This window comes from Comamonas koreensis (assembly GCF_021026195.1).
Lineage (GTDB): Bacteria > Pseudomonadota > Gammaproteobacteria > Burkholderiales > Burkholderiaceae_C > Comamonas > Comamonas koreensis.
Window position 1 is genome coordinate 133,653 of the sequence record NZ_JAJNCT010000009.1, and the last position, 19,734, is coordinate 153,386.

18 protein-coding genes are annotated in these 19,734 nt (G+C 66.6%); 10 read left to right on the forward strand and 8 right to left on the reverse strand.

Going from position 1 to position 19,734, the window contains the following annotated elements:
- Positions 1-115: 115 nt before the first annotated feature.
- Positions 116-346 carry a hypothetical protein gene (locus tag LPW39_RS08590; RefSeq protein ID WP_230773507.1) on the reverse strand — a complete coding sequence of 77 codons (231 nt, stop codon included), beginning with the start codon at positions 344-346 and terminating at the stop codon, positions 116-118.
- A gap of 348 nt (positions 347-694) precedes the next feature.
- On the opposite strand from LPW39_RS08590, the gene LPW39_RS08595 reads away from it, so the two are divergent.
- Positions 695-2,233: a hypothetical protein gene (locus tag LPW39_RS08595; RefSeq protein ID WP_230773509.1), complete on the forward strand. Its 1,539-nt coding sequence runs from the start codon at positions 695-697 to the stop codon at positions 2,231-2,233.
- 1 nt (position 2,234) lies between these two features.
- The gene (locus LPW39_RS08600) at positions 2,235-3,716 is read left to right on the forward strand and encodes a gamma-glutamyltransferase family protein (RefSeq protein WP_230773512.1); all 1,482 of its coding nucleotides are present in this window, start codon (positions 2,235-2,237) and stop codon (positions 3,714-3,716) included.
- A 6-nt stretch (positions 3,717-3,722) separates the two neighbouring features.
- Here LPW39_RS08600 and glcF read toward each other — a convergent pair whose 3' ends face one another.
- The 4 genes from glcF to LPW39_RS08620 all read right to left on the reverse strand — a co-directional run bounded on the left by glcF (position 3,723) and on the right by LPW39_RS08620 (position 7,728).
- The gene (glcF, locus tag LPW39_RS08605; protein ID WP_230773514.1) at positions 3,723-4,988 is read right to left on the reverse strand and encodes a glycolate oxidase subunit GlcF; all 1,266 of its coding nucleotides are present in this window, start codon (positions 4,986-4,988) and stop codon (positions 3,723-3,725) included.
- 33 nt (positions 4,989-5,021) lie between these two features.
- Positions 5,022-6,173: a glycolate oxidase subunit GlcE gene (gene glcE, locus LPW39_RS08610; protein ID WP_407928816.1), complete on the reverse strand. Its 1,152-nt coding sequence runs from the start codon at positions 6,171-6,173 to the stop codon at positions 5,022-5,024.
- A gap of 70 nt (positions 6,174-6,243) precedes the next feature.
- Positions 6,244-7,191, reverse strand: a complete 948-nt coding sequence (locus LPW39_RS08615; protein ID WP_230773529.1) for an SMP-30/gluconolactonase/LRE family protein — start codon at positions 7,189-7,191, stop codon at positions 6,244-6,246.
- A gap of 75 nt (positions 7,192-7,266) precedes the next feature.
- Positions 7,267-7,728 (reverse strand): Lrp/AsnC family transcriptional regulator, encoded by a 462-nt coding sequence (locus tag LPW39_RS08620; RefSeq protein WP_330166606.1) that lies wholly within the window; start codon positions 7,726-7,728, stop codon positions 7,267-7,269.
- Between the two features lie 100 nt (positions 7,729-7,828).
- On the opposite strand from LPW39_RS08620, the gene LPW39_RS08625 reads away from it, so the two are divergent.
- Complete coding sequence (locus tag LPW39_RS08625; RefSeq protein WP_230773533.1) at positions 7,829-10,075, forward strand: aminotransferase class V-fold PLP-dependent enzyme; 2,247 nt, start codon at positions 7,829-7,831, stop codon at positions 10,073-10,075.
- Between the two features lie 93 nt (positions 10,076-10,168).
- Here the strand turns inward: LPW39_RS08625 and LPW39_RS08630 are convergent, their stop codons facing one another.
- From LPW39_RS08630 to LPW39_RS08640, 3 genes are all read right to left on the reverse strand, one after another.
- Positions 10,169-11,476 (reverse strand): ammonium transporter, encoded by a 1,308-nt coding sequence (locus LPW39_RS08630; RefSeq protein ID WP_133856812.1) that lies wholly within the window; start codon positions 11,474-11,476, stop codon positions 10,169-10,171.
- Positions 11,477-11,542: 66 nt separating this feature from the next.
- The gene (glnK, locus tag LPW39_RS08635; RefSeq protein WP_027010591.1) at positions 11,543-11,881 is read right to left on the reverse strand and encodes a P-II family nitrogen regulator; all 339 of its coding nucleotides are present in this window, start codon (positions 11,879-11,881) and stop codon (positions 11,543-11,545) included.
- A gap of 43 nt (positions 11,882-11,924) precedes the next feature.
- Complete coding sequence (locus tag LPW39_RS08640; RefSeq protein ID WP_182328067.1) at positions 11,925-12,656, reverse strand: TorF family putative porin; 732 nt, start codon at positions 12,654-12,656, stop codon at positions 11,925-11,927.
- A gap of 327 nt (positions 12,657-12,983) precedes the next feature.
- On the opposite strand from LPW39_RS08640, the gene LPW39_RS08645 reads away from it, so the two are divergent.
- From LPW39_RS08645 to LPW39_RS08675, 7 genes are all read left to right on the forward strand, one after another.
- Positions 12,984-14,528, forward strand: coding sequence for a YifB family Mg chelatase-like AAA ATPase (locus tag LPW39_RS08645; protein WP_230773542.1), 1,545 nt, complete (start codon positions 12,984-12,986; stop codon positions 14,526-14,528).
- 145 nt (positions 14,529-14,673) lie between these two features.
- Entirely contained in the window at positions 14,674-15,906 is a 1,233-nt protein-coding gene (locus LPW39_RS08650; RefSeq protein ID WP_230773544.1) for an ABC transporter substrate-binding protein, read from the forward strand.
- Entirely contained in the window at positions 15,903-16,679 is a 777-nt protein-coding gene (locus LPW39_RS08655) for an ABC transporter ATP-binding protein (RefSeq protein ID WP_230773546.1), read from the forward strand. Before LPW39_RS08650 ends, LPW39_RS08655 begins: the two co-directional genes overlap by 4 nt.
- Positions 16,676-17,398 carry an ABC transporter ATP-binding protein gene (locus LPW39_RS08660; protein ID WP_230773548.1) on the forward strand — a complete coding sequence of 241 codons (723 nt, stop codon included), beginning with the start codon at positions 16,676-16,678 and terminating at the stop codon, positions 17,396-17,398. Before LPW39_RS08655 ends, LPW39_RS08660 begins: the two co-directional genes overlap by 4 nt.
- On the forward strand, positions 17,398-18,261 hold the full coding sequence (locus tag LPW39_RS08665) for a branched-chain amino acid ABC transporter permease (protein ID WP_230773550.1): 864 nt from the start codon (positions 17,398-17,400) through the stop codon (positions 18,259-18,261). Before LPW39_RS08660 ends, LPW39_RS08665 begins: the two co-directional genes overlap by 1 nt.
- A complete protein-coding gene (locus LPW39_RS08670) occupies positions 18,258-19,169 on the forward strand; it encodes a branched-chain amino acid ABC transporter permease (RefSeq protein WP_230773553.1) in 912 nt (303 codons plus the stop codon). Before LPW39_RS08665 ends, LPW39_RS08670 begins: the two co-directional genes overlap by 4 nt.
- A complete protein-coding gene (locus LPW39_RS08675; protein WP_230773554.1) occupies positions 19,166-19,729 on the forward strand; it encodes a carboxymuconolactone decarboxylase family protein in 564 nt (187 codons plus the stop codon). The genes LPW39_RS08670 and LPW39_RS08675 overlap by 4 nt, the downstream gene beginning before the upstream one ends.
- Positions 19,730-19,734 lie beyond the last annotated feature (5 nt).

Below are 19,734 nucleotides of genomic sequence, written 5' to 3' on the forward strand. Positions count from 1 at the left end.
TGCAAGCCCCGGGCAGCGGCATCGGCTGCAATGCGCCCCCTGGGTCGCGCCCAGTTTACATGCCCAGCAAGGGTTTGCAGCGCCTTTGCCGTGCCTTGTATACAGAAATCGGCGTTCAGCGCTGGATGCGGCGGATTTCCGCCAGCGAGCGCGTGTCCTGCATCGCCTGCGCCCAGAGACGGCCCGGCTCCAGCTCAGCGAGGCGCTTGGCCTGCCAGCGCACAAAGGCATTTTCGATGGCCGAGAGCCAGCCCAGCGACGCGGGCCGCAAGGCCTGGCGGGGCTCGCGCAGGGCCAACAGATCGGCGTGTTGGGCAGCAATGGCTTGGGAAGCGGTGTTCTTCATGGAGTAGCTCCTGGATGACCTAGTAATTACCCTAGTGTATCCAGTGTACAAATCCATATCCTTGATCTGGATTCATAACCATGCGCTATCCAAGCCTTTGATGTGTCTTGGTAATTCAAGCCAAGACACGGCTTTTGCAGGATACGTCAGTCAGACCTGCAATGTCTACATTGCCTGCCATTTCAGGCCAGAAATCACCTTTTTGTATACTAAAAAGGCAATTTTCTGGATTTAACCCTGGTTTATTGCATGCTGCAATGCAATATTTCTGGTATTCCCTGATGATTTTTTGATTCATTGTATTTAGTATACAAATTGGCTGTTTAATCATACCAAGGAGTAGCCACGATGGATCCGTCAGTCTCTATAGGCCCTGCGCACTGGGCCTACCTCGCCGGGGTGCTGGTCATCATCTTGACCATGGCCTTCCGCGCCAATGTGGTGGTGCCATCGATACTGGCTACCGTCGTCGTGGCCTTCGCCTGGAGCGGCAGCTTCATCACGGGGATTGGAAGCATATTCAGTGCCAGCATGGTGGCTGCCAAGGAGCTGTTCAACATCTTTCTGATCATTGCGCTGATGACGGCCTTGCTCAACGCGCTCAAGGATCTGGGCTCGGACATCCGCATGGTCAAGCCCTTCCGCGCGGTGATGAAAAACGGCCATGTGGCCTATTTCATCCTGGCGCTGGTCACCTACCTGATCTCGCTGTTCTTCTGGCCCACGCCAGCCGTGCCACTGGTGGCAGCGGTGCTGCTGCCGGCAGCGATTGCGGCGGGCCTGCCGCCCATCGCAGGGGCGATGGCCATTGCGATTGCCGGCCAGGGCATGGCGCTGTCGTCGGACTATGTGATTGGTGTGGCGCCGGGCATCAGTGCCAAGGCCGCTGGCGGCATCAGCGCAGTGGCGGTGGGCGACAAGGCCTTGCTGCTGTCCTGGGTGGTCGGCATGATCGCGCTGTTCCTGTCGTACTTCAAGGTGCGCAAGCTCATCGTGCCCAGCGACAACGCACTGCTGGAGCGCTGGGAGCTCAACCCCGCCGGCATCGACGCGCAGATCGAAGGTGCAGGCCCGTTCGACAAGGCCGAAATCGCCAAGGGCACCGCCCATGAGGGCGACCTGGGCACCAATTCGGAGCTGGAAGCCGAGCTGCGCAAGACCCAGCCGCTGGCCTCGGCCTCCAAGCTGTTTGCGGTGCTCACCCCGCTGGCCTTTTTGCTGGTGATTCTGGTGATGGTTGCACCCAAGTTCACTGCAGCGGTGCCTGAGCTCAAGGGCGGCGATGCTGCCATGCTGATCGGAGGCGTGGCTGCGCTGCTGATGATCTGGGCGACCACCGCAGCCCAGGGCTTTCGCAAGATGCTCGATGGCGCGGCCGACCACATCACCGATGGCTTTGTGTTTGCGTTCAAGGCCATGGGCTCGGTGCTACCCATTGCCGGCTTCTTCTTTATTGGCTCGGGAGAGACAGCCGGGGCCATCCTGGGCATGGCGCCGGGTACGCCAGCCCCCAGTCTGCTGTTTGAGCTGGTGCAAGCCGGCCAGCACCTGATCCCCGATAGCCAGCTGCTGGTCTCATTCGGCGTGCTCATCATGGGCATGATCACCGGCATCGATGGCTCGGGCTTCTCCGGCCTGCCGCTGACCGGCACCATCGCCGGTGCACTCGGCCCGGCCTCGGGCATGGATGTATCGGCGCTGGCCGCACTGGGCCAGATGGGCGCGGTGTGGACCGGTGGCGGCACCTTGATCGCCTGGTCCTCGCTGATCGCAGTCGCAGGCTTTGCCCGGGTGAATGTGCTGGAGCTGGCCCGTGCGCTGCTGATACCGGTGGTGCTGGGTCTGATAGCGGCCGTGTTCACCGCTGTCGCTCTCTGGGGCGCTTGAGATGGCGCAGCTGCACCGCCAGGACGCGCCAGGCGCAGCAGGCGTACTGGGCCAGGGCGCAATGGTCGCCACCGGCCACCCGCTGGCTGCAGCGGCCGCGCAGGCCCAGCTGCGGCAAGGCGGCTCGGCTGTCGATGCTGCGATTGCCGCCGATGCGGTGCTGGGCGTCGTCGAGCCGATGGCCACCGGTGTGGGCGGCGACCTGCTGGCCATGCTGGTGCCGCTTGGCCAGGCCCCGCTGGCCTACAACGGCACCGGGCGTGCGCCCCAAGCGTTGACGGCCAACCTGGTCGAGGCCCTGCCCCAACGCCGCATCCCCGAGCGCCATCCGCTCTCCGTCACCACGCCCGGCGTGGTGCAAGGCTGGTGGGATCTGCACCAGCGCTTTGGCAAATGTCCCTGGGCGCAGCTGTTCGATGACGCCGTGCAGGCCGCCAGCCAGGGCTTTGCGGTGGCCCCCGTGGCTGCGCGCGAGTGGGCGCTGTTCCAACCGGTGATTTCCCGCAATGCGGCCAGCGCCGCCCTGTACCGTGCCGATGCGCCGCCCCGTGCGGGCGAGCGCTTTGACAACCCGGCCCTCGCCCGCTTGCTGCAAGCGGTGGCTGCGCAGGGGCCGCAGGCCTTTTATGCCGGCGCCATCCCTGCCGCCTGTGCGGCCGCCGTGCAGACAGCAGGTGGTGTGTTGGCCGCTGCAGATTTCAGCGCCCACCAGGGCAACTTCTGCACGCCAGTCAGCACCTCATTTCGCGGCGCCACCATCTACGAATGCCCGCCCAACACCCATGGTGTGGCCGTGCTGCATGCACTGGCCGCCATGCAGGACCAGGCCATCGACATGGCCAGCGCGGCCACCCAGGTCGCGCTGGTGCAGGCGATGGAGGCAGCCATGGCCCATGCCCAGCAGACCGTGGCCGACCCGGCCGGCAACACCGTCTGCACCACCGTGGTGGATGGCGATGGCCTGGCCATCAGCCTGATGAGCAGCGTGTTCAAGCGCTTTGGCTCGGGCATCGGCGTGGCAGAAGGCGGCTTTGTGCTGCAGAACCGGGGCCATGGCTTTTCGCAGCCCGGCCATATCAATGGGCCGGCGCCAGGCAAGCGGCCGTACCACACGGTGGTGCCGGGCGCAGCGACGCGCGATGGCCAATTCCTCGGTGTGTTTGGAGTGGTGGGCGGCGCGATGCAACCCCAGGGCCAGGTGCAGCTGCTGTGCCGCATGCTGGCCGGCGGCGAGGCACCGCAGCCCGCCATGAACCAGCCACGCTGGCGCCTGGAAGGCGGCCGGGTGCTGGCGGTGGAAGCTGGCATGCCGCCCGCGATTACCGCCGCGCTGCGGGCCCAGGGCTACCGCGAGCCGACTGGCGAAGGTGAGCTGGGCGGGCGCAGCGATTTTGGTGGCGCGCAGTGCATCTGGCGCCTGGCCGATGGCCAGCTTTGCGGCGCCTCCGACACCCGCAAGGACGGGCTGGCACTGGCCGTCTGAGCCGCTTCAGCGCGGGGCCTTGGCGGGCGCCAGCGCGTCGTCGATCACTTCGATCCAGTGGCGCACCGGCACATCGGTGCCCGACTGCAGATGCGAGATGCAGCCAATGTTGGCCGACAGAATCGCGGCAGGCGGTGCATCGCTGCAGGCCTGGTTCAGGGTGCCGATCTTGCGGTCGCGCAGCTGGTGCGCAATCTCGGGTTGCAGCAAGGAATAGGTGCCGGCCGAGCCGCAGCACAGGTGCGATTCCACCCGCGAGACGCGGATGTCAAAACCCAGGCGGCGCAGACTGGTCTCCACCCCGCCGCGCAGCTTCTGGCCATGCTGCAAGGTGCAGGGCGGGTGGTAGGCCAGCGGGGCCTCGGGCAGGTTCAGCTGGCCCTGCAGGCGCTGCTCCAGCTCGGGCAGCATGTCGGGCAGCAGCTCGCACAAATCACGCGCCAGCGCGCCAATCGCAGCGGCCCGCGCCGCATAGGCCGGGTCATGGCGCAGCAGGTGGCCGTAGTCCTTCACCATCACGCCGCAGCCCGAGGCCGTGGTCACAATCGCCTCGACCTGCTGGCTCTCCACATGGGGCCACCAGGCGTCGATATTGGCCCGCGCCTGCGCCAGCGCGCCCTGCGGGTCGCTCAGGTGCTGCTGCACCGCGCCACAGCAGGCAGCGGCTGGCGTAACCAAGGTCTGGATGCCTACGGCATCGAGCACCCGCGCAGCGGCCGCATTGATATTGGGCAGCATCACCGGCTGCACGCAGCCGGCCAGCATCAGCACCTTGCGCGCATGGCTGCGTGTGGGCCACTTGCCGGCACGTGGTACGCGCGCCAGCTTGGCCTTCAGCGCCGCCGGCAGCACCGGGCGGGCCAGCCGCCCCAACGCCAGCGCCGGGCCAAAAGCCTTGGACACCATGCCTTTGCGCAGCGCCCAGCGCTGCAGGCGCTCGGCCGTCGGGCGCTCCACCTTCTGGTCGACGATGTGGCGGCCAATGTCGAGCAGCTTGCCGTACTGCACGCCGCTGGGGCAGGTCGATTCGCAGTTGCGGCAGGTCAGGCAGCGGTCCAGGTGGGTCTGGGTCTTGCGCGTGGGCTCCTGGCCTTCGAGCACCTGCTTGATCAGGTAGATACGGCCGCGCGGGCCGTCGAGCTCATCGCCCAGCAGCTGGTAGGTGGGGCAGGTGGCGGTGCAAAAGCCGCAATGCACGCACTTGCGCAGAATGGCCTCGGCCTCCTGGCCTTCGGGGGTGTCCTTGAATTCGGGGGCTAATTGGGTTTGCATGTTGCTGGGGTGCCTCGATTAGCTGAGCTCTGCTTAGCTCAACGCCCAGTCGCCCAGGCGGCCGGGATTGAAGATGCCGTGGGGGTCAAACGCCTGCTTGAGCCGCTGCTGCACCTGGCGCAGCGCGGGCGAGGCGGGCGTAAAACCAAAATCATCGGATGCGACCAGGCCCACCTGGGGGCCGGGCCGGAAACACACGGCGCTGCCGCCCACACTGGTGGCCAGCGCCTGCAAGGCCTGGGCATGCTGCATGGGGGCCTGCACCCAGCGCAGTGCGCCGCCCCATTCCATCAGCGGCTGCAGGCCTGCTTCGGTGCAGGGCAGCACCGGCGTGGTGGCCGGCAGCGACAGGCGCCACAGTGCATGGCTCGGGTCCATGTCGCTGAACCAGGGCAGCTGCTGCTCGCGGCAGGCCAGCCAGGCGGCATCGGCCTGGCCGTGGTCCAACATGGTGCCGCCCATGCCATCCAAGGCCGATTGCACAGCGGCCACGGCACCGCGCAGCCGCACCAGCAGATGGCCTTGCTCGCCCTCGCCGGATTGCTGCCACAGGCTGGCATTGATGGGCAGCGGCTTGGCGCGCCAGGCCGAGAGTTTGTCCAGCGCCTGCTGCGCCGTGCATTCGTAGTACAGGGTGGCCTGCGCGCGCTGCATCGGCAGCACCTTGAGGCTGATGTCGGTCAGCAGGCCCAGGGTGCCCCAGGCACCGGCCATCAAACGCGACACGTCATAGCCCGCGACGTTCTTCATCACCTGGCTGCCAAAGCGCAGCAGCTCGCCCTGGCCATTGATCAGCTCCAGGCCCAGGATGTAGTCGCGCACCGCGCCCACCGCCGCCCGTGAGGATCCGGACAGGCCCGCCGCCACCATGCCACCGACCGTGGCACCCGGGCCAAAATGCGGCGGGTCAAAAGCCAGGCACTGGCCGCATTCGGCCAAGGCCTGCTCCAGCGCCGCCAGCGGCGTGCCAGCCCGCACGGTTACCACCAGCTCGCTGGGCTCGTAGCTGATGATGCCGCTGTAGCTGCGGGTGTCGAACACCTCGCCGCCCAGGCGGGCACCATAAAAATCCTTGCTGCCACCGCCCCGGATGCGCAGCGGCGTCTTGTGGGCATGGGCGGATCGAACGCGCTCCTGCCAGTCGAGCACGGTGGGGGGAAGAGAGGCAGCCACAGCTTGGTCCATGGCGCCATGGTAGCGACAGTTGCGCCCGGCGTACGGCGCTCAAGTTAGATGGGGGACTTTGCCCAGGTTCTCAGAACCCATGCCCGATTTCGCGCCAAGGCTGGGTCGGCAGGCCGGCCACGCCGACGCGCATCGCGAACACGCAGCCCGACAGCGGCAGTTGGGCCAGCTCGTCGCGGCTGCGGCCGTGGCGGGCGGAGGTGACGTACAGGGTGCGGCCATCGCTGCCGCCAAAGCAGGGCATCGTGGGGCAGAGCGCCGGTGTGTAGTGGTTGGCGAGGATGCGGCCCTGCGGGGAGATCTGCAGCACGCGGCCGCCCTCGTACATCGCGCACCAGTAGTTGCCTTCGACGTCGACAGCGGCGCCATCGGGCCGGCCGCCGTAGCCGGGCTCGCCCGGTGTCCAGCCCTCGGGCTTGCTGTCAAAACGGATGAAGACCTCGCCCTCGCCTTGCGGGTAGCCGCTCACGTCGCAGGCAAATTTCTTGACCGTGTGGCTGGGCGTATCGGCCCAGTACATCGTACGGCGGTCGGGCGACCAGGCCAAGCCATTGGCGTTGGAGACGCCATCGAGCACCTTGCGCACCGTCGTGGTGCCTGTCAGGCCATCGATGCAGTAGAGCGCTGCTACCGGCTCGCGCGGGCCGCTGGCCGGCTCGTGGATGGTGCCCACCCAGAAGCGGCCCTGGGCATCGCAGCGGCCGTCGTTGCCGCGCTCGGTGGCGGGGTCGATCGGCAGGCGGGCGATCTCGTGCAGGGTACCGCCCCAGTGGGTGGCGCGGCAGATGCGGTCGCGCAGCACCACGATCCAGCCGTCCAGCGCGCCGCCGCTGCGGGCCGGCGCCATGCAGCCGGGCTCGGCGGGCATGTCCCAGCGGTCCATATAGCCCGATCCGGGCATCGTGCGCCACAGCTGTTTGCCAGCCACATCAACGCCATAGAGAACACCACCACTGGCTTGCCAGAAAGGAGACTCCCCCAACGCAAAGGGCTGGCTGACCACGGTATGCCAGATCATGGCGTTCCTTTAAAAATGAATTGCATGGAAAACCCTAAGCATTATCTGTGCCACCTGGCTTGCCGAGAAACTGGCTTATGGAATATAGGACAGCGGCAACGCGGTGGTGAACTTCAGCTCCTCCATCGCAAAGCTGGACGACACATCCAGCAACTGGGTATCGGCAATCAGGCGCTTGTAGACCTTGTCGTACGCGGCGATGTCGGGCACCACCACACGCAGCAGGTAGTCCACCTCGCCGCTCATGCGGTAGAACTCCACCACCTCGGCGATGGCCGCCACCGCCGCGCGAAAGCGCTCAAACCATTCCTGGCTGTGCATGCTGGTGCGCACCGCGACAAACACGGTCACACCCACATTGACCTTGTCGCGGTCCACCAGTGCCACCTGGCGCTTGATGACCCCGGCCTCCTTGAGCCTCTGGATACGGCGCCAGCAAGGGGTGGCCGACAGCCCCACCTGGGCCGCCAGTTCGGCGACCTGGGTCTCCGCATCGGCCTGCAGCAACTCCAGCAGTTTGCGGTCAATAGAATCCAATTTCATTCTTCGCCCATTTTTTGGAATAGAACTCCAATATTCTGCAATAACTGGCAAATTCTGCGGCTGTATTCCCCGGCCCGGCCTCGACAATGTGGGCATGGAAATCTACCTCGACGCCAACGCCACCACCCCCGTCCTCCCCCAAGCCCGCGCCGCCGCCCTGGCGGTGATGGCCGATGCCTATGGCAACCCCAGCAGCATCCATGGCAGCGGCCTCAAGGCCCGCGCACTGCTGGACGAAGCGCGCGCAGCAGCACGCCAGGTGCTGGGCGTGCCCAGCGGCCAGCTGCTGTTCACCAGCGGCGCGACCGAGGGCATCCAGACAGCAGTGCTGTCCGCGCTGAGCGCCCTGCGCCAGCGCCGCGATGCAGGCGACAGCAGCCCCATGCAGCTGCTCTACGGCGCGACCGAACACAAGGCCGTGCCTGAGGCCCTCAAGCACTGGAATGCCGTGCTCGGCCTGCAGCTGCCGATCGCCGCCATCCCCGTGGGCATCGATGGCCGCCACGACCTGGCTTGGCTGCGCGCGCAGGCGCCCACGGCCGGCCTGGTCTGCACGATGGCCGCCAACAACGAGACCGGCGTGGTCAGCGATCTGGACGGCATTGCCGATGCGCTGCGCGGCAGCCCGGCGCTGTGGCTGGTCGATGGCGTGCAGGCGCTGGGCAAGCTGGCGCTCAACCCGGTTGAGCGCGGCATCGACTACGCACCGTTCTCCGGCCACAAGCTCTATGCGCCCAAGGGCGTGGGCATGCTCTATGTGCGTGAGGGCGCGCCCTTTACGCCGCTACTGGCCGGCGGCGGCCAGGAAGGCGCACTGCGCGCCGGTACCGAAAACATGGCTGGCATTGCCGCACTGGGCGCCGTGCTGCGCGCACTGCAGGACGGCGGCAGCTTTGCCAGCGCTGCCACGATGGCCGACCACCGCAGCCAGCTGGAAGCGGCGCTGCGCAATGCCTTTGCCGGCCTGGTGTTCAACGCGCCGCCCGCGCTGTGCCTGCCCACCACGTTGAACTTCTCCGTGCCGGGCCTCAGCGCCAAGCTGCTGCTTGATCTGTTTGATGCCGCCGGCCTGCGGGTCAGCGGTGGCTCGGCCTGCAGCGCCAGCAAGGCCCAGCCCAGCTATGTGCTCGAAGCCATGGGCCTGCCCGCCTGGCAGACGGCTGCGGCGGTGCGCATGTCCTTTGGCGCGGCCGATTCGGCCGAGATGATCGCCGAAGCCTGCCAGCGCATCCGTGCCTGCGGCGCCGCACTGCGCGCCAACTGCCTGGTGGAGGCGCCTGAAGACACCGACCATGGCGCCACCCCGTTGCTGACGCGCTTTGTCGTCGATGGGGCCTGCTGCTACCTGCTGGCCGATGCCACCAGCCAGCGCTGCGTGGTGGTCGATCCGCTGCCCGAGCTGGTCGGGCGCCTGGCGCAGTGGCTGCGCTGCCGGGGCTACACCCTGGCCGCCGTGCTGGACACCCACAGCCATGGCGACCATGCCTCATCGGCGGCCGAGCTGCGCGCGGCCGTACCCGCTGCGCTGCAGGCCGCTGGCGCGGTAGATGCGCTGGGCTGGCCCCAAGGCGCCACGCAGATTGCGCTGGGCGCCTATCGCCTGAGCCGCCTGGCACTGCCCGGTCACACTGCCGACTCCACCGCCTATCTGCTGCATGAAGGTGCACAGCTGCAGCTGGCCCTGGTGGGCGATACCGTGCTGCCCGGCGCACTGGGCCGCAGCGATTTTGCGCAGAGCGCGCCGCTGGCCTATGCGGGCAGCCTGCGCCTGCTGGCCGAGACCGTGGGCCCGCAAACCCTGCTGCTGCCCGGCCATGACTATGACAACCGCTTTGCCTGCACCCTGGCCGTCGAGGCTGCTGCCCAGCCGCTGCTGGCCGGCGTGCTGCAAGGCCAGTTGGATGCCGCCGCCTTTGCCGCTGCCAAGGCCGCGCTGGAGCAGGACCTGGCCCCCACCGCCTACCAAACCATGGCCTGCGGCGCCCGCGTGGATGCCGCCACGCCCACCGGGTGTGTGGAGCTGCCGGTGGCCCGTGCCCAGGCGCTGCAGCAGGTCGGCGGCGCCGTGCTGCTGGTGGATGTGCGCGAGCCCTATGAGCAGCAACTGGGCCAGGCGCCGGGCATGGACGAGGGCGCCAGCAGCCAGGCCGTGCCGCTGTCGGTCCTGCTCAATGCACTGCCGCAGTGGCTCGCCTTGCCGGCCGATACCCCCGTGGTGTTTTACTGCCGCAGCGGCAACCGCAGTGCCCAGGCGGCCCATGCATTGCGCCGGCTGGGCCACCACCAGGCCTTCAGCGTGGCCGGTGGCCTGGCGCTGTGGCCAGAGCGCGCCACGGCATAGGTCTGAACGGTGTTTTATGCGCCAGCGCGGCGCATAAAAAAAGGCCGGCCGGGTTGTGCACCCGTCCGGCCCCCCAAGGAGTATCCGCAAGAATCAACGTCCGTAGGCCGCTTCGCCGTGGGAGGTGATATCCAGGCCTTCGCGTTCGGCTTCTTCCGTCACACGCAGACCACCCGTCAGCAGACCAGCCACCTTGTACGAGATCCAGGCCGCTACTGCAGACCACACGATGGTGATCAGCACGCCCTTGGTCTGCACCCAGATCTGGTGGGCCATGTTGTAGCCTTCTGGCTCGACACCGCCCAGGCTGGAGGCGCAGAACACACCGGTCAGGATGGCACCCAGGATACCGCCCACGCCGTGAACACCGAAGACGTCGCAGGTGTCATCGACCTTGAGCAGGCGCTTGAGACCGGACACACCCCACAGGCACAGAGCGCCAGCGAGCAGACCCATCACGATGGCACCCATGGGGCCGACAAAACCGGCTGCCGGGGTGATGACCACCAGGCCACCGACAGCACCCGAAGCGGCACCCAGCATCGAAGGCTTGCCCTTGTGCAGGGTTTCGCAGACCAACCAGCTCACGCAAGCTGCGCCGGTGGCCACGATGGTGTTGATGAAGGCCAGACCGGCAATACCGTTGGCAGCACCTGCCGAGCCGGCGTTGAAGCCGAACCAGCCCACCCACAGCAGCGATGCGCCCACCATGGTCAAGGTCAGGTTGTGGGGCGCCAGCGCTTCGCGGCCAAAGCCCAGACGCTTGCCCAGCACATAGGAGCCCACCAGACCGGCCACACCGGCGTTGATGTGCACGACGGTGCCGCCGGCAAAGTCCAGCGCGCCATCCTTGCCCAGCAGACCACCGCCCCAGACCATGTGGGCAATCGGCAGGTAGCTGAAGGTGAACCACAGCACCGCGAAGATCATCACGGCAGCGAACTTGATGCGCTCGGCAAAGGCACCGACGATCAGCGCCACGGTGATGGCGGCGAACGTAGCCTGGAACGAGACGAACACATACTCAGGCACGGTGGCCATCGCACCCGACAAGGTATCGGGGGTGATACCCATCAGGAACACCTTGCCGAAGTCGCCAAAGAAGTTGCCTTCGCCAGAGAAGGTCAAGGAGTAGCCGTAGATGGTCCACAGCACGGTGATCAGCGAAAAGATCGTGAATACCTGGGCCAGCACCGACAGCATGTTCTTGCTGCGCACCAGACCGCCGTAGAACAGCGCCAGACCCGGGATCACCATCAGGATCACCAGCATGGTCGAGGTCATGATCCAGGCGGTATCGCCTGCGCTCAGAACGGGAGCTGCCGCATCGGCCGCAGCCGCGTTGCCCGCAGTGGCCAGTGCCACCGCCGCCAGCCCTGCCAAGGAAAGTAGTCGTCTCATGTTGTTCACACCTTCAAGATAAATTGGCTTGTTGCGCGCGCCTTGCCAGCGCGGAGCGCTGTTTTTTTAGATAGCGTTCGGGCCGGTTTCGCCGGTACGGATACGCACCACTTGCTCCAGCGGAGAGACAAAGATCTTGCCGTCGCCGATCTTGCCGGTGCGCGCTGCGTTCTCGATGGCCTCGATCACCCGGTCCACCAGGTCCTCGGCCACCGCGATCTCCAGCTTCACCTTGGGCAGGAAATCCACCACGTACTCAGCGCCGCGGTACAGCTCGGTATGGCCTTTCTGACGTCCAAAGCCCTTGACCTCGCTCACCGTGATGCCTTGCACCCCAATATCGGACAGCGCCTCACGCACTTCATCGAGCTTGAAGGGCTTGATCACCGCCACTACCAGTTTCATGTTCATAGGTTCTCCTGTCGTCACTTATTGCAGCGGCGCTGCGTCAAAAAGCCTTGGTCAGCGACACGATCGCGCGACCCTTGTTCACAAAGCCGAAGGCACCGGTCTTGTTGGCGCCCACCCAGGCGGCGCTGAGCGAGAAGCCGTCACCCAGGTCATAGGCACCGCCCACGCTGTAGTCCAGGTAGTTGGGCACGCCCAGGTCCTTGATGTCGCTGGAAAAGCGGGTGTAGCCCACGGCCAGCTTCAAGGTCGTCTTGGGCGCCACTTCCTGCGCAAATGCCACATTCAGGTAACCGGTGTTGCGGCCCTTGTACGTGCTGTCGTACTTGGTGCCGGCCCAACCAAAATAATCCTTCGACACGGTGTGCGAGTACTTCACGGTCACGGGCCCGTAGGTACCCGAGCCATACAGCTCGGTGGTGTTGCCCAGCGTGTTGCCGGGGTAGACATAGGTCAGCAGACCCAGGTCCCAGTCCACATCGGCAGCCTTGAACTTGTAGCCACCGTAGAAATCCATCTCCAGCTTGTTGTTGTCGAGCCAGTCGACGGTGGAGTTCCAGTTACCCACATAAAAGCCGCTGTCGCCAAAGGCGTAGTCGACCCCTCCCTGGAGGGCGGGCTTGACCCACTGGGCACTAGAGGACTTCTGGTCCTGACCACGGAACTTGTAGTTCGTGGTCACGCTCACGTTGGCGGTCAGCTGCGCGCTTGCCACCATCGGCAGCGCCAGGAACGCTGCACCTGCCACCACCATCCAGCCTCTGTTGCTCATTGCCATTGCCACACTCCTTGTTGATGAATTCGACCCATCCGTTTGTGGCAAGCACAATGCACAGAGCGTGCCAATCTCCGCGCCACCTGCTGCGTTGTGCGCACCAGACAAGCGCAGCGCGCTATGTTTTTTTGCAAATGCTTACGTTCTGAGGCGCAACAGGGCCGCCCGGGGCGATTGGCGAGGGGCGCGGGCGCGGGGCCTGGCCGTCCCGGGCCCGCGCCCCTTGTCCCCAAAACCGAGTTTTGCGATGCTGGCTGCAGCCGTGCCTCCAAGAGGTGCTTAGCAATGCACCAAAACGGTGCACAACCACAAGGAAGCCAGCCTATGAGTCTCGCCGTGGTGCACAGCCGGGCCTTGGTCGGGCTCACCGGCCATCCCGTCAGCGTCGAAGTCCATCTGGCCAATGGCCTGCCCAGCTTCACCCTGGTCGGTCTGGCCGATCTGGAAGTGAAGGAAGCCCGCGAGCGCGTGCGCTCGGCGCTGCAGAACAGCGGGCTGGAGTTTCCGCACAACAAGCGCATTACCGTCAACCTGGCCCCCGCCGATCTCCCTAAGGAATCGGGCCGTTACGACCTGGCCATCGCGGTCGGCATTCTGGCGGCCAGCGGCGCCATTGATGCGGAGCGGCTCAGCCACTACGAGTTTGCCGGTGAGCTGTCGCTGTCCGGCGCACTGCGGCCGGTGCGCGGCGCGCTGGCCGCGAGCATGGATCTGCACCAGCGCGGCCAGCATGTGCGCCAGGTGCTGCCCCCGGGCAGTGCAGAAGATGCGGCGCTGGTGCCCGATGCCGAGGTCTACCGCGCCAGCCACCTGATGGACGTGGTGCAGCACTTTGCGCCGCAGGCCGCCAGCGCCGAGCCCGATGCAGCCCCCAGCCAGTGGCAGCGCATGCCCGCCCAGGACCGGCCGCCCGAGGCGCCCGGCGCCGACATGGCCGACGTCAAAGGCCAGACCGCCAGCAAGCGGGTGCTGGAGATCGCCGCCTGCGGCGGCCACAACCTGCTGATGCTGGGCGCACCGGGCGCCGGCAAATCGATGCTGGCCCAGCGCTTTGCCGGCCTGCTGCCTGCGCTGAGCGTGGCCGAGGCGCTGGAGAACGCCGCCGTGCACAGCCTGGTCGGCGCCTTTGATGCCCGCAGCTGGGGCCAGCGCACCACCATGGCGCCCCACCACACCGCCAGCGCCGTGGCCCTGGTGGGCGGCGGCAGCCCGCCCCGGCCCGGTGCGATATCGCTGGCCCATTGCGGCGTGCTGTTCCTCGATGAGCTACCGGAGTTCCCCCGCAGCGCGCTCGAAGCACTGCGCGAGCCGCTGGAGACCGGCCAGATCAGCATTGCCCGCGCCGCGCAGCAGGCCACTTTTCCCGCCCGCTTTCAGCTGATCGCTGCGATGAACCCCTGCCCCTGCGGTTTTCGGGGCTCGCGCCAGCGCGCCTGCCGCTGCTCGCCCGACCAGGTCAGCCGCTACCAGGCCCGCATCAGCGGCCCCCTGCTCGACCGCATCGACCTGCACCTGGAAGTCAGCCCCCTGCCCGCCGATGAGCTGCTCACCGCCCCCGCTGGCGAATCGACCGCCTCCATCCGCGAACGGGTGACCGCTGCCCGCGCCCGCTCACTGCAGCGCCAAGGCATGCTCAACCAGCAGCTGCAAGGCCAGGCGCTCGATGCCCACTGCCAGGCCGAACCCGCCGCGCTGCAACTGCTGCAAACCGCCGCCGCCCAGCTGGCCTGGTCCGCACGCGGTATCCACCGCAGCCTGCGCGTGGCCCGCTCGATTGCCGACCTGGCGCAGTCGGAGACCATCACCCCGGCCCATGTGGCTGAGGCGGTGCAGTACCGGCGGGCGCTGCTGGGTACCAACGGCATGTAGCCAGCGCTGCTGAACGCCCACCCTTATGCAGAAAACGCGTTTGCTAAGTCAGAAAAATTAGTTCCTCCCGCAACGCTGTCTTCGCACAATCCCCCCTTTTGCGCCGCGCAGCCCTGCTGCGGCCGGCGGGTTTTTGAAAGCGGATATGGGTGTGAGCAAATTGGGCCAGTGGCGAGTCTTGGGCGTGGCGGTGGCCTCGCTGTGTGTGGTGGCCGGTGCCAGTGCTGCAGGTGCAGCCAGCGCTCCCAGTGGCGCACCCATCCGTATCGGCTTGCTGGCGCCGCTGACCGGATCGGGCGGTGCCTATGGCAAGGAAGAGGAAACGGCGGCCAAGGCCGCCGCTGCCCATATCAATGCCCATGGCGGTGTACTGGGCCGGCCGTTGGAGATCATCGTCGCCGATGACGAGACCACGCCAACGGCCGGTGTCTCGGCCGCGCGCAAGCTGATCGATGTGGACGGCGTGGTGGCCATCACCGGCGTGTGGAGCAGCGCCGTGGCGCTGGCCGTGCGCCCGGTGGCGTTGGAGAAGAGCGTGGCCTTGCTGCCGGTGGGTTCGGCCGATGAGCTGACCGAAGGTGACAACAAAGGCCTGGTCTGGCGCTTCCAGACCAATGGCAAGAACTGGGGCCAGGCCTTTGCCAATGTGGCCTACAAGGATGGCGCCAGGACGGCCTCCATCCTGGTGCTGCAGACGCCCTTCACGCTCAGCACCGTCAAGCCCTTTGCCGACCGCTTTGCGCAGCAAGGCGGCAAGGTGCTCGACACCCTCTACTTCAACCCCAACCAGCCCTCGTACCGGGCCGAGGTGGAGAAGATCTTCAGCAAGAAGCCCGATGCGGTCTTCCTGCCCAGCTACATCCCCGAGTTCAGCGCCATCGTGCGCGAGATTTACCGCAGCGGCTACGAAAGCAAGCTCTACACCTTCAGCCATGCAGCCGACAGCGGCGGCAAGTTTGTGCAGAACGTGGGCAAGGCCGCCGCAGAGGGCGTGAACCATGTGCAGGCCACGCCGGTGGGCAACAACGCCAGCTACCAGCTGTACCTGAAGCAGACCCAGCAGCCCGAAGGCACGATCGTCGCGTTTGGCGCCAATGTGTTCGACGAGATCAATGTGCTGGCGCTGGCCATCGAAAAGGCCAAGAGCGCCAAGGCGGCCGACTTCAGCAAGGAAATCGCCAACGTGGTCAATACCAAGGGCCCCGATGTGCACGACCCCGTGCAGGGCCTGCAACTGATCCGCGCAGGCAAGCCTTTCCGCTACTCCGGCGCGACGGCGGACTTCCGCTTTGCGCCCAATGGCGACCAGGTGGACCTGGACTATGGCCACTACCGCGTGCTCAATGGCGTGAGCAAGCTGGTGGGCACCACCAAATGAGCCTGCAGACAGACGATCTGCTCACGGTTCAGGATGTTCATGTAGGTTTCGGCGAATTCACGGCCCTTGACGGTGCCCACCTGCGCATTGCGCGCGGGGGCATCACCGGCATGGTGGGGCCCAATGGCGCGGGCAAGTCCACCTTGTTCAATGTGCTGGGCGGCCAGCAGGCGCACCAGGGCGGCCAGGTGCTGTTCGACGGCCAGGACATCACGCACTGGTCGGTGCACCGCCGCGCCCAGGCCGGGCTCACCCGCACCTTTCAGATCTCGCGCGAGATGGGCGCGCTCACCGTGCTGGAGAACCTGCTGCTCGCCGCACCGCAGCAGCCCGGAGAAAAGCTCTGGCATGCGCTGCTGAACACCGCTGCTGCGCGCCAGCATGAAGCCCAGGCGATGGCGCAGGCCCAGGCCCTGCTCGAGCGCGTGGGCATGTGGCGCCTGGCGCATGAGCGGGCCGACAGCCTCTCGGGCGGCCAGAAAAAACTACTGGAGCTCTGCCGCGCGCTGATGCTCAAGCCCCGGCTGGTGCTGCTCGATGAGCCGGCGGCCGGCGTCAACCCGGTGCTGGTCGGCGAGATTGCGGACTTTATCCGCAGCCTGCAGGCCGAAGGCATGAGCTTTGCCATCGTGGAACACAACATGGACATGATTGCCGCCCTCTGCGACCCGGTGTATGTGCTGGCGCAGGGCAAGGTGCTGACCCAGGGCAGCTTTGCACAGGTCTCTGCCCATGCGCAGGTGGTCGAAGCCTACCTCGGAGGTGTGGCATGAGCGCCGAACTGCGTCTGGACAACATCGTGGCCGGCTACGGCGCGCGCGCCGTGCTGCATGGCGTGAGCCTGGATGTCGCACCCGGCTCCAGCCTGGTGGTTGTCGGCCCCAACGGCTCGGGCAAATCCACCTTGATGCGCGTGGTCACCGGGCTGATCCGCCCGCAGTCGGGCCGTGTGCTCTGGGATGGCCGCGACATCACCGCCATCGACGCCCCGGGCCGCGCGCGCCTGGGGCTGGGCTATGTGCCGCAGGAGGCCAATGTGTTCCGCAACCTCTCGGTGCTGGACAACCTCAAGCTCGGCCATGAGTTCATCGCCAGCGGTGGCGCCAAGGCCTTGCGCCAGCGGCTGGATGCGGTGCTGGCGCTGTTTCCCGAGATCGTTCCCAAGCTGAACGTGGCGGCCGGCTTGCTCAGCGGCGGCCAGCGGCAGATGGTGGCCATGGGCGCGGCGCTGATGCCCTCGCCCCGGCTGCTGGCGCTCGACGAGCCCTCGGCAGGTCTGTCGCCATTGAATGCATCGCGTCTGTTTGAGGTGGTGCAGCGCGTGGCGCAAACCGGCGTCACCCTGTTCATGATCGAGCAGAACACCCGCTTGGGTCTGGCCGCTGCGGACCAGGGCCTGGTGCTGGTGGCCGGCCAGGTCAAGGCGCGCGCGCCCAGCCAGGAGCTGCTGGCCAACGGCCAACTTCAAAGTCTTTATCTGGGGGCGCACTGATGCTGGCGCAGCTCATCTTCAACGGCCTGGTCTCGGGCCTGCTCATTGCGTTGCCGGCGCTGTCGCTGGCCCTGGTCTTCAGCGTGCTGCGCTTTGCCAACTACGCCATTGGCGCGATGGTGACCATCGGCGCCTACCTGGTCTATGCCTTCAACGGCCCGCTGAACTGGCCCTTGCCACTGGCGGTGGCCGCCGGTATGGCGCTGAGCATTGCGCTGGCCCTGTTGCTGGACCGGCTGGTGTTTGCGCCGCTGCGCGGGCGCTCGGGCGTCACCTTGCTCGTAGCCTCAATCGGCCTGGGACTGGTGCTGGAAAACCTGGTGCGCCTGGTCGCCGGCAATGCGCCGCGCGGCTTTGGTGTGGAGATCGCCCGGCCCGCGCGCCTGCTCGGCCTGCGCGTCAACCAGGAGCAGCTCATCACCCTGGCCTGCGTGCTGGCAGCGCTGGCGCTGGTATGGCTGGTGTTCCGCTTCACGCGCCTGGGCCGGGCAATGCAGGCCGTGGCCGACAACCCCGATCTGGCGGATGTGCGCGGTATCTCACGCAAGAAAGTGACGGCCGCCGTCTGGGCGCTGGCCGCCGCAATGGCGACCTTGTCGGGCGTGCTGATTGGCCTGGACTCGAATGTGGACCCGCAGATGGGTTGGAACTACCTGCTGCCGGTCTTCACCGCCGCGATCCTGGGCGGCATCGGCAGCCCGATGGCCGCAGTAGCCGGCGCGCTGCTGCTGGGCGTGACCGAAGAGCTGGCGACCCTGTTCCTGGCGCCCCACTACCGCACGGTGGTGGCCTTTGTGGTGATGGCCTTGTTGCTGCTGCTGCGGCCGCACGGCCTGTTTGGCGCCAAGTGGGTGCGCAAATGACAAGCTATCTGATTGCAACCCTGGTGCTGGTGGTCATTGCCACCTTGTCGGGCCTGGCGCTGAACCTGCAATGGGGCCTGGGCGGCCTGGTCAATTTTGGGCTGTTCGGCTTTTACATGCTGGGCGCCTATGCCTGCAGCCTGCTGGAGATGCAGGGTGTGCCGCCGCTGGCCGCCATGCTGCTGGCGCTGCTGCTTACGGCAGCGGCCAGTGCGCTGGTCAGCCTGATCTCGGTGCGGCTGAGCGAGGACTACCTGGCCATCGTCACGCTGGGCTTTGCCGAATCGCTGCGGCTCTTCATCAGCTACGAGGAGTGGCTGACCCGGGGCACCCTGGGCATCCCCAACATCGTGCGGCCGTTTGCCGACCTGGTGCCCACAGCCTGGCGGGACCTGTTCTTTCTGGGCTTCTGCCTGGTCTGGCTGGCGCTAGTGTTTGTGGTGCTGCAGCGCCTGGCGCGCTCGCCCTTCGGCCGCCTGCTGCGTGCCACGCGCGAGGACGCGGGCGTGGCTGAGGCACTGGGCAAGAACGTGCTCTGGGTGCGGGCGCGCAGCTTTGCGCTGGGCGGCGCCATCCTGGGCATTGCCGGCAGCCTGCACGCCTTCTACTACACCTATATCGATCCGACCCAGTTCACCACCATCCTGACGGCCTATGCCTTCATGGCCGTGATCCTGGGCGGGCGCGGCAGCCATGCCGGCGTGCTGGTTGCCGGCTTCACGGTGATCCTGCTGCTCGAGGGCAGCCGCATGCTGGCCGGCGTCATCCCCTGGCTCGATGGCGCGCAGCTGGCCGCCATCCGCCTGTCGCTGGTCGGCGTGCTGCTGCTGGCGATGCTGATCTTCAAACCCAACGGCTTGCTGCCGGAATACCGGCTGGGCCCCCGCTCTCAAGGAACCTCACCATGACCCGAATCACCCGCAAATCCCGCGACGACCTGCCCGCCGCAGAGCAACCGCTGTGGGACCGCATGCTGGCCGCTGGCGACTTTGCCGACCAGGCAGGCGTCATGGCGCAGCGCCTGCCGATCTTCTCGCAGACCTGGGCGCTGCTGCTGCAGCTGGGCCAGGAGGCAGTGCTGCCCAAGCGCTACACCGAGCTGGCCATCGTCACCGTCTCGCTGCTCAACGAATGCGAGTACTGCATCGACCACCACGGCCCCAAGCTGCAGGTCGAAGGCCTGTCGGCGGACGGCGTGCGAACGCTGCTGGACTACGCCAACCACCCCGAGCTGAACGAGCTGGACCGCCTGGTGGTGGAGTACGCCATCGCCGTGACCCGGAACTGGAGCCAGACGCGTGACGAAATCTTTGCGCGCCTGCACCAGCACTTCAGCGAAGCGCAGATTGTCGAGCTGACCTGGCGCACCGCGCTGTGCGGCGCCTTCAACCGCTTCAACGACATCCTGCAGGTGCAGACCGCGCCCCTGGCCAGCCCGGCAGCCAACGAAACCGCCGCACAGGCCTGAGCACC